This window comes from Pseudomonas sp. MWU13-2517, assembly GCF_023242545.1.
In the GTDB taxonomy this organism is placed as follows: Bacteria; Pseudomonadota; Gammaproteobacteria; order Pseudomonadales; family Pseudomonadaceae; genus Aquipseudomonas.
Genome location: NZ_JALMFA010000011.1, coordinates 185217 through 200544 on the forward strand (window position 1 = coordinate 185217; position 15328 = coordinate 200544).

The 15328-nt window shown below is 60.3% G+C and carries 12 protein-coding genes; 8 read left to right on the forward strand and 4 right to left on the reverse strand.

All coding sequences use genetic code 11. The annotated features are described in order from the left end of the window. Positions 1-213: 213 nt before the first annotated feature. On the reverse strand, positions 214-816 hold the full coding sequence (locus M5B97_RS17775; protein ID WP_123717570.1) for a glutathione S-transferase family protein: 603 nt from the start codon (positions 814-816) through the stop codon (positions 214-216). A gap of 10 nt (positions 817-826) precedes the next feature. Beyond that, positions 827-1993 (reverse strand): PLP-dependent aminotransferase family protein, encoded by a 1167-nt coding sequence (locus tag M5B97_RS17780; protein WP_248732190.1) that lies wholly within the window; start codon positions 1991-1993, stop codon positions 827-829. A gap of 81 nt (positions 1994-2074) precedes the next feature. Between M5B97_RS17780 and M5B97_RS17785 the strand changes: the two genes are divergently transcribed. From M5B97_RS17785 to M5B97_RS17795, 3 genes are all read left to right on the forward strand, one after another. After that, entirely contained in the window at positions 2075-2509 is a 435-nt protein-coding gene (locus tag M5B97_RS17785) for a MarR family transcriptional regulator (RefSeq protein WP_248732191.1), read from the forward strand. A 186-nt stretch (positions 2510-2695) separates the two neighbouring features. Further along, entirely contained in the window at positions 2696-4042 is a 1347-nt protein-coding gene (locus M5B97_RS17790) for an NCS2 family permease (protein ID WP_123717567.1), read from the forward strand. Between the two features lie 30 nt (positions 4043-4072). Then, positions 4073-4711: a LysE family translocator gene (locus tag M5B97_RS17795; RefSeq protein WP_134656846.1), complete on the forward strand. Its 639-nt coding sequence runs from the start codon at positions 4073-4075 to the stop codon at positions 4709-4711. Here the strand turns inward: M5B97_RS17795 and M5B97_RS17800 are convergent. Then, positions 4689-9938, reverse strand: coding sequence for a DUF6543 domain-containing protein (locus tag M5B97_RS17800; RefSeq protein ID WP_248732192.1), 5250 nt, complete (start codon positions 9936-9938; stop codon positions 4689-4691). The genes M5B97_RS17795 and M5B97_RS17800 overlap by 23 nt on opposite strands. A 154-nt stretch (positions 9939-10092) precedes the next feature. Then, entirely contained in the window at positions 10093-10446 is a 354-nt protein-coding gene (gene uraH, locus M5B97_RS17805; protein ID WP_123717565.1) for a hydroxyisourate hydrolase, read from the reverse strand. A 344-nt stretch (positions 10447-10790) separates the two neighbouring features. Here uraH and puuE point away from each other — a divergent pair, with 344 nt between their 5' ends. The 5 genes from puuE (at position 10791) to M5B97_RS17830 (ending at position 15249) form a co-directional block, all read left to right on the forward strand. Continuing rightward, on the forward strand, positions 10791-11717 hold the full coding sequence (gene puuE, locus M5B97_RS17810) for an allantoinase PuuE (RefSeq protein ID WP_248732193.1): 927 nt from the start codon (positions 10791-10793) through the stop codon (positions 11715-11717). After that, positions 11714-12229 carry a 2-oxo-4-hydroxy-4-carboxy-5-ureidoimidazoline decarboxylase gene (uraD, locus tag M5B97_RS17815; protein WP_248732194.1) on the forward strand — a complete coding sequence of 172 codons (516 nt, stop codon included), beginning with the start codon at positions 11714-11716 and terminating at the stop codon, positions 12227-12229. Before puuE ends, uraD begins: the two co-directional genes overlap by 4 nt. 41 nt (positions 12230-12270) lie before the next feature. Then, positions 12271-13266 carry an allantoicase gene (gene alc / locus M5B97_RS17820; RefSeq protein WP_134656849.1) on the forward strand — a complete coding sequence of 332 codons (996 nt, stop codon included), beginning with the start codon at positions 12271-12273 and terminating at the stop codon, positions 13264-13266. Between the two features lie 141 nt (positions 13267-13407). Continuing rightward, a complete protein-coding gene (locus M5B97_RS17825; protein WP_025854991.1) occupies positions 13408-13911 on the forward strand; it encodes an ureidoglycolate lyase in 504 nt (167 codons plus the stop codon). 51 nt (positions 13912-13962) lie between these two features. Beyond that, complete coding sequence (locus M5B97_RS17830; RefSeq protein WP_248732195.1) at positions 13963-15249, forward strand: urate hydroxylase PuuD; 1287 nt, start codon at positions 13963-13965, stop codon at positions 15247-15249. The last annotated feature ends 79 nt before the right edge of the window (positions 15250-15328 follow it).

Here is a 15328-nt window from a genome sequence, read left to right on the forward strand (position 1 = left end):
CGTAATTTTTTAGTGCATTTATAAATTACACACATCGTCCCAGAAACGGATCGCGCTTTTTGCCTCAAATTGCTTAAAAGGCTTATTTTTCCCATTTGCAGGTCCCACAAATGGAATGTTGACTCCGCCATGTCGACCTCGCGCCCTACCGGCGATGGCATTCTCAAGAACGCCATCGCCCGCACGCTGCGCTCGCGCCGGTCAGTCAGTCAGTCAGTCCAGCATTGGCACATGCTTAGGATGGCTGGCAACGCGGGCCAACCACGCCTGCACACCCGGATAAGCGTCCAGGTCAAAACCACCCTCATGGGCCACATGGGTGTAGGCATATAACGCCACATCGGCAATAGAGAATTGCTCCCCCACCAGATAGGGCGTCACTTGCAATTGACGCTCCATGACCTTGAGCGCCTTGTAGCCGCCTTTGTGCAGTTTCTTGTACTCCTCCAGACGCTCTGGCGGCAGGCCCAGATAGAACTGGATAAACCGCGCCACCGCAATGTACGGCTCATGGCTGTACTGCTCGAAGAACTGCCATTGCAGCACCTGTGTGCGCAGGCGCGGTTCGGACGGCAGGAACTCGCTGCCATCGGCCAGGAAGTTGAGGATCGCGTTGGATTCCCACAGGCAGGTGCCGTCTTCCAGTTCCAATACCGGGATTTTGCCATTCGGGTTCTTGGCCAGGAATTCGGCGGTCTGGGTGTCCCCCTTGAGGATGTCGACATCGATCCATTGGTATTCAATGCCCAGAAGGTTGAGCATCAACTTGATCTTGTAGCAGTTGCCCGACTTGTAATCGCCATAAACCTTGTACATGAGGCTCCCCTTATGCCGCTTGCGCGTGCTGTGCTTGACGGACCACCGCGGCCAGGCGCTTGAGACCTTCGTCCAGGCGGGCCGGGTCAATATGGCTGAAATTGAGTCGCAACGAGCCAAGATGCTGGTCCGGCTCGGAAAAGAACGGTTCACCGGGCATGAACGCGACATCCTGCTCCAATGCTTGCGCCAACAAAGTGCGGGTATCGAGGGGTTGTTTCAAGGTCAGCCAGAAGAATAATCCGCCCTGGGGCACCTGCCAGTCAGCCAGTTCGTGGAAATGACGCACCAAAGCGGCCTGGAATACATCGCGGCGCTCACGGTAGAAACTGCGCAGCTGCGCCAGGTGTTGCCGGTATTTTTCAGTGCCGATCCACTGCAATGCCTGCCATTGGCCGACGCGATTGGTATGCAGGTCAGCTGATTGCTTGAGCTTGAGCAGGTGCGGGAACAGGTCCGGGCTGGCGATCAGATAGCCCACACGCAGGCCGGGCAACAGCGTCTTGGAGACAGTACCGGTGTAGATCCAGCTGGCTTTTTTCAGGCGCCCGACAATAGGCTTCGCGCTGCCACCATCAAAGGTCAGTTCGCGATAGGGCTCATCTTCGATCAGCGTCACGCCGAACTCATCGAGCAAAGCGGCCACGGCTTCGCGCTTGGCCTCGCTGTAACGCACCGCCGACGGGTTCTGGAAAGTCGGGATCAGGTAGACGAATGCCGGTCGATGGCGTTCGAGGTTGGCGCGCAACCCCATCAGGTTGGGGCCGTCGGCCTCCAGTTGTACGGTGAGACAGTCGGCACCGAACAGTTGGAAGATCTGCAGCGCGGCCAAGTAGGTCGGGCCTTCCAGCAAAATCGGCGTGCCCTTGTCGATATACAGCTTGGCCGCCAGGTCCAGGGTTTGCTGGGACCCACTGACCACCAGTACCTGGCCGGCCTCGCACGGCACGCCCAGCGCACAGGCCTCGGCCGCGAGCAATTCGCGCAGCCGTGGCTCGCCTTCGCTCATGCCGTATTGGCCAATGTTCAGTGGCATGTCATCCCAATTCAACGCCGGCAACATGGCTTCGGCGGGCAGGCCACCGGCGAATGACATCACCTCCGGGCGCTGGGCTGCCGCAAGGATTTCACGGATCAAGGAGCTTTTGAGGCGCGTAACACGTTCAGAGAAGGCCATAAGGTCACCGCTAGCGAAGCCTGTGGGAAATACGTCAAACTGGTTGACCGAAATTACGACGACTTGCACGGATACGTCAATATGCTTGACCTTAAAAACCCCACTGCCCAGCAAGATGCCATGGAAGCATTCTTTTTCGGCTACCAGGCGTTTACCGCCAAGGCCGACGAAATGCTCGGACGCCGTGGCCTGAGCCGCGTGCATCAGCGCATCGTGTTTTTTATCGCGCGCTACCCCGCAATGAGCGTGAAGGAACTGCTGGAATTGCTCGGCGTGAGCAAGCAGGCGTTGAACATGCCACTGCGCCAATTGCAGGAAATGCACCTGGTCGACAGCGTCGCGTCCGAGACCGACAAGCGCAAGCGCCTGCTGGAACTGACCGAGGAAGGCCGGCGTTTCGAACAGTCACTGCGCCGTGAACAAGTGAAGTTGCTGCAGCGCGCCTTCCACGAAGCCGGGGAAGAAGCCGTGACGGGGTGGCTGGCGGTGAATCAGGCGCTGAGCGCGGGGAATTAGCCTTTCATCTTCTTTTGCGCAGATGATCGAAAACATTATTTGCTTTATTTGTATACAAAAGCATAATCCACTGCGTGCGAGTTCCTGACCTACTGGTCAACAAACCCGCCAGTACCTCAAAGCGCTGTTGCCCACATTCGTGACCGGCGCTGGAAATAACAATAAAACTCTTGAGGAGTACTCGCTGTGGATAGCCGCAAATCCGAAGCCCCTACGCTGGACATCGCCCCGCCCGACAGCCGTTGGCTAGAACGTCTGTTCAAACTCAGCTTGCACGGCACCACAGTGAAGACCGAACTGATCGCCGGCCTCACCACCTTCATCACCATGGCTTACATCATCTTCGTCAACCCGAACATCATGGCCGACGCCGGTATCGATCACGGCGCGGCCTTCGTCGCCACCTGCATCGCCGCCGCGCTGGGTTGCCTGTTGATGGGCCTGTATGCCAACTGGCCAGTGGGCCTGGCGCCGGGCATGGGCTTGAATGCGTTCTTCACCTACACCGTGGTCGGTACCATGGGTTACCACTGGGAGACCGCGCTGGGCGCCGTGTTTATTTCCGGCGTGCTGTTCATGGGCCTGACGCTGTCCCGCGTGCGCGAATGGCTGCTCAACAGCATCCCCGTGAGCCTGCGCCATGCGATGGGTGCAGGCGTAGGTCTGTTCCTCGGCGTGATCGGCCTGAAAACCGCCGGCATCATTGTCGACAGCCCAGCCACACTGATCAAACTCGGCTCGCTGCACGAGCCTGCGCCGCTGCTGGCGGCGGTGTGTTTCCTGCTGATTGCCATCCTCAGCTACCACCGCGTGTTCGGCGCAATCCTCATCAGCATCATTGCCGTGACCTTGGCCGGCTGGGGCCTGGGCGTGGTGCATTACAACGGCATTCTCTCCACGCCGCCGAGCCTGGCGCCCACCTGGATGGCCATGGATGTAAAGGGTGTATTCAATGTCAGCATGATCAGCGTGGTATTTGCCTTTCTTTTTGTACACATGTTTGACACCGCAGGTACACTGATGGGCGTTGCGCAACGCGCCGGGCTGGTCAATGCCGATGGCAAGATCGATAACCTGTCCCGCGCACTGAAGGCCGACAGCGCTTCCAGCGTGTTCGGCGCGGTGGTCGGTGTACCTCCCGTGACGAGCTACGTGGAAAGCGCTGCCGGTGTCGCCGCTGGCGGCCGCACGGGGTTGACTGCGGTGACCGTGGGCGTGCTGTTTGTGGCGGCGATGTTTTTCGCGCCGCTGGCGGGCATGATCCCGGCCTACGCCACTGCCGGTGCATTGATCTACGTGGCAATGCTGATGATGGCGAGCATGGCTCATATCAATTGGGATGAAGCCACCGACAGCATTCCGGCCATTGTCACCGCGATCATGATGCCCCTGACCTTTTCGGTGGCCGACGGTATCGCCCTGGGCTTTATCACATACGTGGCGCTCAAGGCTGGTACCGGCAAGCACCGCGAGATTTCCGTGAGCCTGTGGGTGCTGTGCGCGATCTTTATCGCCAAATTTGTATTTCTATGAAAACTTGCCGCTGACAACTGGAGGAATGAAATGACGATTGAAACCTGGCTACTGTTCAGCGGCGCAGCCTTGGTCGTGATCCTGATCCCGGGGCCACTGTCATTGCTGATGATCAGCAACAGTCTCAACTACGGCCTGCGCCGTTCGTATCCAGCGTTTCTCGGCGGGGTGTTTGCCTCGATCTGCCTGTTGAGCGCCTCGGCCCTGGGCCTGGGTGCCCTGCTGCTGGCATCGGAACAGTTGTTCAGCGCGTTGAAAATCCTCGGCGCTGCCTACCTGTTCTACCTTGCCTGGCAAAGCTGGCAGCAATCCCGTCAGCCAAGCCAGGGTGCGGTGGTGCCACAAGCGGTAGCAACGCCGCGGTTCCGCGCGTTGTTTGGCCGAGCGTTTGTGCTCGGCGCCAGCAACCCCAAGGACATCCTGTTCTTCGCTGCCTTCCTGCCGCAATTTCTCAGCAGCCAGCAACCCTTCCTGCCGCAGCTGCTGATCATGATCGCCACCTGGACCCTGCTCGACCTGCTGTGCAAACTGGCCTACGGGTTGAGTGCCCATGGTGCGGCGCGCTACCTGCGCAGCGGCAAAGGCCAAAGCTGGTTCAACCGCACCAGCGCCGGGCTGTTCGGTGGCGCGGGGATGGTGTCGCTGATCAAGGGGACGGGCCCACTTTGACAAAGTAAACGCTGGGCGGAAGCGTGCCTGATACAGGCCATTGAATGCCTGCTACTAACCGGACAAGGCGCCCTTCCTCCCTGGCACGCTTGATTCGCGCGAATACCTGCGAAACGGGATGACGGTTGATGGCTTTATTGAACCAACCGTCCGTCAGCCTGGAGTGCAGTGTGATAGACGATCTCTCGACCCAGCGGACGGATACGTAATAGAGCCTGTCCGAAAGCGCATGAGTCACGACCAGGTCACGTGTAGTCCTCCTACCGTGGGTGACACGCAATTCCTCTACGTTGAACCCCATCTGCTCCAACACCTGCCTGACGGCCGGATGCTGCGCGTTGTTTCGCACCACGGTGTGCCTGCGGCTGACGGAGCGCAGCAGCGGGTCCAAGCCCTGCACTCGAAAATCGACACGGGTGAAACCAGGCGCTTTGCCGTCATAGCCAATGAATACCGATACCCTGCCCCTTTCGCTGGGCCGCAACATTTTCAGCAAATCATCGGTCTGCCCGGGCCGCGCGGGGGCCGGAGGCAACCAACCATCCAGGGTCGCGCGGATATTGAGCAGGTGAGTGGCCGTAGCTGGACGCCTGGGGCCTGAAAGCTCGACCAGTCTGGCGACTGCAAAGTTCTGGCTACCTTTTGTCAGGGTGGGAAAGGCCTCACTCACATACCTTGCCAGCGCCTTATTGAACAGCGGCTGATGAAGCTGCCAGTCGTTCGCCGAACTGCGCGACGCCGGAATGGGCTGCTCGTCAGGCGCCGTGCGTGTCCACCGTTCGATGTCAGCGCTCGCCAAGGAAACGCGCGGCTCATCCCTTGTGATGAACACGATGCGGTGCAGCGGCGCTTGATCGCCCTGGGGCAACAGCCGGTAATAACCGCTCAACGGATCCGCCAGGCTGGTATTGGGTGGTGCCACTCGCAGGACGTTGTAGGAAATACCTGGACTGGCCAGAGGAACGTGAAACACACCAGGCGCCGGGGAGCTCAACTGCGCGGTAATCGGAATCTGCATCCGCCAGTCCAACCAATGGGTTGCCGTGGAGAATGACTGCAGGATCGAAGCTTCCGTCGCGGTGCGCAAAACCGGTGGCCACCAGTCAGATAAGGCCGACACCGGCGCGGGCCACGGGTTGAGCACCCCCGAACTCGTCCCGGCCATCGGTTGCGGCGCGTCCGCACCCAACAACCATTCACCCGGCTGATGGATATTCAAGATCAGTTCGCCCTGGCCCGCGACCTGTCGATTTTCCAGGCGGAATACCGGCTCGTTGCCGCGTCGATAGACCGGATAATGGTGCGTGTCGTCCGCCACAAACAGCACGCCGTCCTTCGCATGGATGCCGACCTGATCCGGTCCCTTCAACGCCACGGCCTCTTTGGGCACACCCTCGATTTTGAAATGTTCCAAGGTCTTGAGCTGCATCACGGGGGGCGATGCCAATCGCATTGGCCCGCCCTGCGCAGTCATGCGCAGACGATGAATACGCCCCAGGGCAACCCTTGATACGGGGCGGGCGGCGCGCGATGCGACACGCCCCGCCGGCTTCGGGCCGGGCATGACGTTCAGCAGCAGGTCGATGATCAGAAAGCTGCTCATAAAGCCCACATCGACGGCATCGTGCGCATCGCCAAAGCGGTGATAGTGCCGCGCCGCAAGCAGCAACTCATAAACGTCATTGAGGACGCCGAACAAGGGAAAGAAAAACTGCGAGAAAAACGCAACGATCCGGCGACTGCGGGTCCCGCTTTGCTCAGCCAGCCGCCGGGCGCGGTAGTTCTCCAGTTCTTTGCCGGAACGGCTGACCGCCTGAGCCTGGCGCTGCAGCTCGAACACACTGGCTCGATACAGCAATGCCCGGGCATCGCTGTGGGAGGTGGCGACAATTGCCAGCCAGTCCTGCGGATCACAGGCGACCTGTTCAAGAATGACGTTCTCCAGCTCATTGAGCTGCACCGTGGGCTCCAGGTGCTTGATCTTGAATGAGCGAATGAACTCGATCCCGCGCTGTATTCCCTTCACCATGGAAATGCCCGGTAAATAATCAAGGATATCGAGTGCCGGATCGGGCGCAGCGGCCCGGGCGGGATGGTGAGTCAGCGCCTCGAAGGCCCAGCCGGGTGCAACCTGCCGAGCCAACACCTTGACGCTGCCAGGCAGTGAGCCGACCCGGTTCAACTCAACCCGCGCCTGTTCCAGGCTGCTGTATTCGGTGAGCACTGCCTCTGGCGGGCCGTCGGGCCAATAGACCACACACTGGCCCGTGGCGATGTCTCGCACCACCACCAGCCCTGCGATGTAGCGATCATGCTGCATGGTGTGCCCCACCAGGTGCACCACATGCAATTGCAACTGATGCTGGTTTTTCAGCAGATCCCGGGGCGTTCGCGCGGCCATCGCGGTGCGCAACAGACTCTCTGCACTCGCCGTCAGCCCTTGCTGAACCGCCGCGTAAAGATGCTGTTCGGCACCCGCCCGCAACGTGCGGTTCAACAGCGCTGGAATACGTCCCTCAGTCACCTTTTGGGCATCGCCGACAGGTGGATAAAACACTGAATTGATCAACCTGGCGTACTCGCCACCGATATCCAGTGAAGCCACCATGGGTATCAGGTAAGCGGCGTTCAACCGCTCTTTCCATTGGGGCTGCAGATAGCGGGCGCGGTTGAATCGCCACTGTGTCCAAGGTGCCACTGGATCCAGATTATGCAGCGCCAGTTGCTGCAGGCTGAACGTCGTACGCTCGGGGGTGGCGGTCAGGATTCGCTGGCGATCCCCCACAGAGCAGCGGCTTTCCCACCCGCAAAAGCTGTCTTGGACATCATCGGGCAGATCAATCAACGGCTGCTCGATATCCAGGTGCGAGGGCAGACCATCCTGGTGCAAGCGGTCCGTCAGCGCACGGCGGGCAAACGTGCCGAGGTCGGGCAGGCAGTCTTGCAGGCGACGTGCGAAGGCAAAGGCGCTGCTCAGATGCAAACGCCACAAGCGCCTGAAGTGCCTGCGCTGGGCACTGGACGCACTGGCTAACCAGGCCGGCAGTTGCGTGGATTCGGACGCGACCTTGCACATCAGTTCAACGTTCGCTTGTGCCTGGCTCAGCGCGCTGTTCGCCGGAGCCGTCAGGTTGCCTTGCAGTTCGAACATCAACAGCGAGCGACTCAACTCGGCATCCGTCACTTCGCTGAAAATACGCGTGATGTCCTCAGTGCTTTTGTGCAAACGGTCGCAGGTCCCCAGCAGTTTCTTGAGACTGGCCAGTGCAGGTTTGCTACGAATCTCCAGGTAACGCACGCTCAAGGATCCACGCGCCGCATGGGCGCGCAGGTCGCGGCGTTTATCACGCTCCACATAGCCCCATAGCACCGAATCGTCACAACTGCCCAGGCTGGCCTTGAGGCTTTGAGTCAGGGCGTCCAGCCCGGAAAAAGCAGCCACGCCGCCTTCGGCCCCAAACGCGTACAGCACCACAGAGCGCCGGCGGGTCGGGACCCTCACGGCGGCGGCGGTCGTGACGACCCAGACGTTATTCAGCGGGTAAAAGGCATCTGGCTCATTGCCAATGGCGACGGACATCACCCGGGTCTGGCTCTGCGAGCGTCGTGAGGCCAGGGGCTGGTCTATCACCTCAATCATCAGATCGCGATGCGCAGTGCCCAGCAGCTTGAGTTGGTGTTGCAGCAAAACCTCGCAGCGCAGGGCCTCGGCCTGAGCATTCAGGAACAGCGAAACCCGCCTGGGCGTCCCCGCCCCGCCGGGCCGCCCGGCCCAAAAAACCAGGTCGAGCAAGCGTTGTGGCGCAGCCTGCACTAATGCTTTCAACGCCTGCGCATGGACATCCCGTTGGCGTATCAGTGACAGCACCCCTTGATAAGCGGGCGTCTGCACATTGGGATCGGCCGGGCCCAACAACGTGACCAGGCCTTTTTCGTAGCGTTTGACCTGCCGCTCCACCGTCAGCATCGCCAGCGTGGGTGCCGTGCTGGCAAACACAATCTCTGCCCGCCGGCGTTGATGGTCCCATCTGAGCAGTTGATCACGGAGCGGACCGAGCCGAGCGCCACCGATCAGCTGCTTGCGCGCGCCTTCCACACAAGCGAGAAACGCCCTGGCCTCCAAGGGCTGAGGCCGCGGTCGGGCAGTAGAGAACACATGCGCGAGATTGACCTTTCTGGCACACGCCAACTCATTGCCCCACTGCCCACTCAGCAACGCCTCAGCCCCTAGCGCCAGGGCATCGCCCGTCACTGCGTGGCCACGAACGAAGCGGGTTGTCGGGGACAAGTCCGCCGGCGGGCAGGCCACATTGCGCTGATCCAACGGTAAACACTGCCACAGTAGGTGAAAGCGCTCACTGCCAAGCTCGAGCACGCCGCCTTGAAAGGCCTCGAAGCTCGGGTACTCATGAAAATTACGCAGCACACCCGGCAGGTAGATGACATGGGGCGCGTCAACGGGCTCACCGGCACGGTATAGATGCAAGGCACCGGGAATTGCCAGTGCAGGCGAACCGGGCCACATCAACTGGCCTACTCGCACAGCGGCCAAGCCGCCACCGGCGCGCTGGCGTGCCGCAGCGGTCGGGGCATCGATGACGGCCTGGACCATCATCATTCCCGCACTCGACAACTCGTCGAGCTGCCGTGCAATGAAGGCACGGTCAGCAAAAAGCTGCGTGTGTAACGCCGCCCAGCGCTCCCGACGCGTCAGCCAGGAACCTTGCACCAGCGTGTCCCAATAGGTCCGTTGCGCACGAGCCAACACGTCAGGCAGCCCCATCGCAAGCACCCGCCGCAATGCTTCCAGCGGGGTGTAGGGCAACCGACGATTCGGGCTCCCCTTGATGCTCAAAGCGGTAAAGGCGTTGACGTTAATCACCACCGACGGCTTAACCAGCGAGAACAACGCCCGATCGGTCAACGTGTCGAATTTCTGCGGTTCACGGGGCGGCTTGGGCTCAGTGAAAATCAGGCTGTCCGGGTCGATCTCGAAGGTCTTGCGCAGTTCGGCTCGAAGCACATTCAACACCTTGGGAGAACGGCCGATCAGGTGCGCCAACGCCTGCGTCGACTCGCTGCACCGCAGGTCGGCCAGGGCGAGCTGATTGATCAGGCGGCTGGGGTGTGAGCAGGTATTGATTCGCCATCGAAGCGCATCGCGAATGGCCTGTAGCGCGGCTTCGGGCGCAGCGGCTGAATCATCGGTATCGGGGAGCGGACCCATGGTGCTTTCTTCTCATTGAGGAAAACACCCAGCCTAGGTACCGCCGAAGGCCAAGGAGCACTAGATAGTTGAGCCCTCGGCAAATAAAAAAAGCCCGCTGTGTGGGCGGGCGAAAAACCAACGAAGAGCTTTGGGGGTGTGAAGCGAGGTGACGCTAGCTACCGCGATAGGTGGAGTAGCTGTAAGGCGAAATCAGTAGCGGGACATGGTAGTGCTCCTGTTCGGCGCTGATACCGAAGCGCAATACCACCACATCCAGGAAGGCCGGTTCCGGCAGTTGTACACCACGGGCACGGTAGTAATCGCCAGCGCTGAATTGCAGCTGGTACACGCCACTGCGGTAGGCGTCGCCTTGCAGCAGCGGCGCATCGCAGCGGCCGTCGCTGTTGGTCAGGGCGGTGGCGACCAGCTCAAGCTGAGCGCCTTCGACGCGGTACAGCTCAACCTGGATGGCGCTGCCGGGGCAGCCGTGTGCGGCGTCCAAAACGTGTGTGGTCAAACGTCCCATGGCGTCTATGCGCCTCCCGTGGTCAGTAGAAGAGAATCCGCACTTTTTCGGGGCAGGGAAAAAGTCGGCGATGGCTGATTAAGACACTTTTTAAAAAAATTGTACACAATAAAAATCACAAACCCTTGGATGCATGCTTTCGTGCGGCTCGCCAGGGCAACCGACGAGTAATCCTTGCTTTTAAACGACCTTTTGTCCATTAGCTGACCAATCAGGCAAGTTTCTTGCTACAGCATCCCCCCAGGGCCCTGCAGAAAAAATGCGGAAATGCAGGCTTACAAAGTCGTCGATAAGTTGTATACAATCACTCATCGCCAACACGACGAACAAGAAGGAAGACTGCAGTGAGCGCTGACTACCCACGCGACCTGATCGGTTACGGCAGTAACCCTCCTCATCCCCACTGGCCGGGCAAGGCGCGCATTGCGCTGTCTTTCGTACTCAACTACGAAGAAGGTGGCGAGCGCAATATCTTGCACGGTGACAAAGAGTCTGAAGCCTTCCTCTCGGAAATGGTCTCGGCCCAACCGCTGCAGGGCGAACGCAACATGAGCATGGAGTCGCTGTACGAATACGGCAGCCGGGCCGGTGTGTGGCGCATCCTCAAGCTGTTCAAGGAATTCGATATTCCGCTGACCATCTTCGCCGTGGCCATGGCCGCCCAACGGCACCCGGATGTGATCCGCGCCATGGTCGAAGCGGGCCATGAGATCTGCAGCCACGGCTATCGCTGGATCGACTACCAATACATGGACGAGGCCCAGGAACGCGAGCACATGCTCGAAGCCATCCGCATCCTCACCGAGCTGACCGGCGAACGCCCCCTGGGCTGGTACACCGGGCGCACCGGCCCCAACACGCGGCGGCTGGTGATGGAGGAAGGTGGCTTCCTCTACGATTGCGACACCTACGACGACGACCTGCCCTATTGGGAACCCAACACGCCCACCGGCAAGCCGCACCTAGTGATCCCCTACACCCTGGACACCAACGACATGCGCTTCACCCAGGTGCAGGGTTTCAACAAGGGCGATGACTTTTTCGAGTACCTCAAGGACGCCTTCGATGTACTTTACGCCGAAGGCGCCGAGGCACCGAAGATGCTTTCCATCGGCCTGCACTGCCGCCTGATCGGCCGCCCTGCACGCCTGGCCTCGTTGAAGCGCTTCATTGAATACGTCAAAGGCCATGAGCACGTCTGGTTCACTCGCCGGGTGGACATTGCCCGTCACTGGCAAGCAACCCACCCCTGCCCGGGAGCGGCGAAATGACTGCGTTCCACAGCTTCAAACCTTCGACCCTGAGCCGCGACGAATTCGTCAGCGCCTTCGCCGATATCTACGAACACTCGCCGTGGGTGGCCGAAAAGGCCTTTGACCTGGGCCAGGACGCTTCGATTGACCAGATCGAAACCCTGCACCAGCGCATGAGCGACATCCTGTTGAGCGCCGATCACGCCAGCCAACTGGCCTTGATCAACGCTCACCCGGACCTGGCGGGCAAAGCGGCCGTCCAGGGCCAACTGACCCAAGCCAGCACTGATGAACAGGCCGGCGCGGGGATTCACCAATGCACGGCCGAAGAGTTCTCACGCTTCACCGAGCTGAACGAGGCCTACAAGGCCAAGTTCAAGTTTCCCTTCATCATGGCGGTAAAAGGCAGCAACCGGCACCAGATCCTGGCCGCGTTCGAAACGCGCATCCACAACTCGGTGGACACCGAGTTCAAATGCGCCCTGGCCGAGATCAACAAGATCGCGTTGTTCCGTTTACTGACCCTCTAACAGACCATTCCCAGCCACTCTATCCAAGGCAGACAAGAAGAATGAAAGCTTACGCCGCACCTTTCGAAAAGTTCGTCAACCTGGCCGATGCCCGCCTGGGCACCAAGATCATCTCTGTGACCGATGACTGGTTCGCCGACGCCAACCGCCTTTTCCAGCCGACCCCGGCCGTGTGGAAGGAGGGCGTTTTCGATGACAACGGCAAGTGGATGGACGGCTGGGAGTCGCGCCGCAAGCGTTTCGAAGGCTACGACAGTGCGGTCATCCGCCTGGGCGTGCCGGGTTCGATCAAGGGCGTGGACATCGACACTTCGTTCTTCACCGGCAACTACCCGCCGTCGGCGTCCCTGGAAGCGTGTTTCCTGGCCTCGGGCGAGCCCGACGAAAACACCCAGTGGGTAGAAGTGCTGTCGGCCGTCGAGCTGCAAGGCAACAGCCATCACTACCACGAAATCAACAACGACCAGGCATTCAGCCACCTGCGCTTCAACATCTACCCGGATGGCGGTGTGGCCCGTCTGCGTGTGTACGGTGTGCCGTTCCGCGACTGGTCGTCGGTGGGCGATAACGAACAGGTCGACCTGGCTGCCGCGCTGAACGGCGGTCGCGCCCTGGCCTGCTCCGATGAACACTTCGGCCGCATGAGCAACATTCTCAACCCGGGCCGTGGCATCAACATGGGCGACGGCTGGGAAACCGCGCGTCGTCGTACACCGGGCAATGACTGGGTGATCGTCGCCCTGGGCCATCCGGGCGAGATCGAGAAGATTATCGTCGACACCCTGCACTTCAAGGGCAACTACCCGGACACCTGCTCGATCCAGGGTGCATTCGTGAAAGGCGGCACCGACAGCCAGATCGAAACCCAGTCGTTGTTCTGGCGTGAACTGCTGCCGGCGCAGAAGCTGGAAATGCACGCCGAACACACCTTCGCCGAGCAGATCAAGGCACTGGGGCCGATTACCCACATCCGCCTGAACGTGTTCCCGGATGGGGGTGTGAGCCGCCTGCGCGTCCTGGGCAAGGTCGCTAAATAAGCAGTGAACCCTGTGGCGAGGGAGCTTGCTCCCGCTGGGTCGCAAAGCGCCCCCAAGAACTGGAACTGCTGCGCAGTCCAACGGGAGCAAGCTCCCTCGCCACACAAGCAAACAACACAGAATCCGGATAAGAAGACAGCCATGCGCACACTGATGATCGAACCCCTGACCAAAGAAGCCTTCGCCCCTTTCGGAGACGTTATCGAGACCGATGGCAGCGATCACTTCATGATCAACAACGGGTCGACCATGCGCTTTCACAAACTGGCGACGGTGGAAACCGCGACGCCTGAAGACAACGCGATCATCAGCATCTTCCGCGCCGACGCGCTGGATATGCCACTGACCGTGTGCATGCTGGAGAGACACCCGCTGGGCAGCCAGGCTTTCATTCCGCTGCTCGGCAACCCCTTTCTGATCGTGGTCGCGCCACTTGGCGATGCACCTGTATCAGGCTTGGTCCGCGCCTTCGTCACCAACGGCAGGCAGGGCATCAATTACCATCGCGGCGTCTGGCACCACCCGGTGCTGACGATCGAAAAGCGGGATGACTTCCTGGTGGTTGATCGCAGTGGCACTGGCAATAACTGCGATGAGCATTTTTTCAAAGAGGATGAGCGTTTGATCCTCGCCCCCCACCAATAAGAGAAGGTCTGATCACCCGACAACAAGGGTGACAGGCGAGAGGTAAAGACTGTGGAAGCACATCTGTTGGAATGGCTGAACCTGAGCGTGCGCTGGGTTCACATGATCACCGGCGTCGCCTGGATCGGCGCTTCCTTTTATTTCGTCTGGCTGGAAAACAACCTCAACCGCGTCAACCCCAAGGACGGCCTGGCCGGTGACTTGTGGGCGATCCACGGTGGCGGTATCTACCACCTGGAAAAATACAAACTGGCCCCACCGACCATGCCGGACAACCTGCACTGGTTCAAATGGGAAGCCTATTTCACCTGGATGTCGGGCATTGCGCTGCTGTGCGTGGTGTTCTATTCCAACCCGACCCTGTACCTGCTGGCCCCGGGCAGTAGCCTCAGTGGCCCGGAAGGCGTACTGCTGGGTATCGGCTCCCTGTTCGTCGGTTGGTTCATCTACTCCTTCCTCTGCGACTCGGCCCTGGGCAAGCGCCCTGCTCTGCTCGGCTTGATCCTGTTCGTGCTGTTGATTGCCGCCGCGTACGGCTTCAGCAAGGTGTTCAGCGGGCGCGGCGCCTACCTGCACGTGGGCGCCGTCATCGGCACCATCATGGTGGGTAACGTGTTCCGCATCATCATGCCCGCCCAGCGCGCGCTGGTGGCGGCCATCGAGCAAAACCGCACGCCTGATCCGGCATTGCCGGCCAAGGGGCTGCTGCGCTCGCGGCACAACAACTACTTCACCTTGCCGGTGCTGTTCATCATGATCAGCAACCACTTCCCGAGCACCTACGGCAGCCAATACAACTGGCTGATCCTGGCCGGTATCGCGGTGGCGGCGGTGTTGGTAAGGCACTACTTCAACACCCGGCATAACAGCCAGAAGTATGCGTGGACCCTTCCGGTGGGCGCGTTGGCGATGATTTGCCTGGCGTATGTGACCGGGCCAAAACCGCAATCGACTTCGCCGGAAGTGGCCAAGGCACCGGCGGCGATCGAGTACCAGCCGTTGCCGGAAACCGCGTTGGGTGGTGGCCTGAAACCTGCCGCGCCGGCTGCAGCCCCCGCTGCGCCTGCCCAGGCGACGATTGATTTCGACAAGGTGCACGGGGTGATCCAAGAACGCTGCGCCGTGTGCCATTCGGCCAAGCCGACCAGCCCGCTGTTCAGCACCGCGCCGGCCGGCGTGATGTTCGACACCCCGGCGCAGATCCAGCAGCAGGCGGCGCGCATTCAGGCGCAGGCCGTGGCCAGCCAGATCATGCCGTTGGGCAACATCACGCAGATGACCCAGCAGGAGCGGGACTTGATTGGCACCTGGATCAACCAGGGAGCCCGTACCAACTGACAGCCTGATGCACATCCACCTATGGGAGCGGGCTTGCTCGCTCCCACAGGGCCTTTGCAGCGTTTTCAAGACCAAGCTC

What these genes read in the sequence shown, in the direction of transcription:
- M5B97_RS17775 (WP_123717570.1), bottom strand. Translation starts at nt 816, where the DNA reads ATGTACAAGGTTTATGGCGATTACAAGTCGGGCAACTGCTACAAGATC.
- M5B97_RS17780 (WP_248732190.1), bottom strand. Translation starts at nt 1,993, where the DNA reads ATGGCCTTCTCTGAACGTGTTACGCGCCTCAAAAGCTCCTTGATCCGT.
- M5B97_RS17785 (WP_248732191.1), top strand. Translation starts at nt 2,075, where the DNA reads ATGCTTGACCTTAAAAACCCCACTGCCCAGCAAGATGCCATGGAAGCA.
- M5B97_RS17795 (WP_134656846.1), top strand. Translation starts at nt 4,073, where the DNA reads ATGACGATTGAAACCTGGCTACTGTTCAGCGGCGCAGCCTTGGTCGTG.
- M5B97_RS17800 (WP_248732192.1), bottom strand. Translation starts at nt 9,938, where the DNA reads ATGGGTCCGCTCCCCGATACCGATGATTCAGCCGCTGCGCCCGAAGCC.
- uraH (WP_123717565.1), bottom strand. Translation starts at nt 10,446, where the DNA reads ATGGGACGTTTGACCACACACGTTTTGGACGCCGCACACGGCTGCCCC.
- uraD (WP_248732194.1), top strand. Translation starts at nt 11,714, where the DNA reads ATGACTGCGTTCCACAGCTTCAAACCTTCGACCCTGAGCCGCGACGAA.
- alc (WP_134656849.1), top strand. Translation starts at nt 12,271, where the DNA reads ATGAAAGCTTACGCCGCACCTTTCGAAAAGTTCGTCAACCTGGCCGAT.
- M5B97_RS17825 (WP_025854991.1), top strand. Translation starts at nt 13,408, where the DNA reads ATGCGCACACTGATGATCGAACCCCTGACCAAAGAAGCCTTCGCCCCT.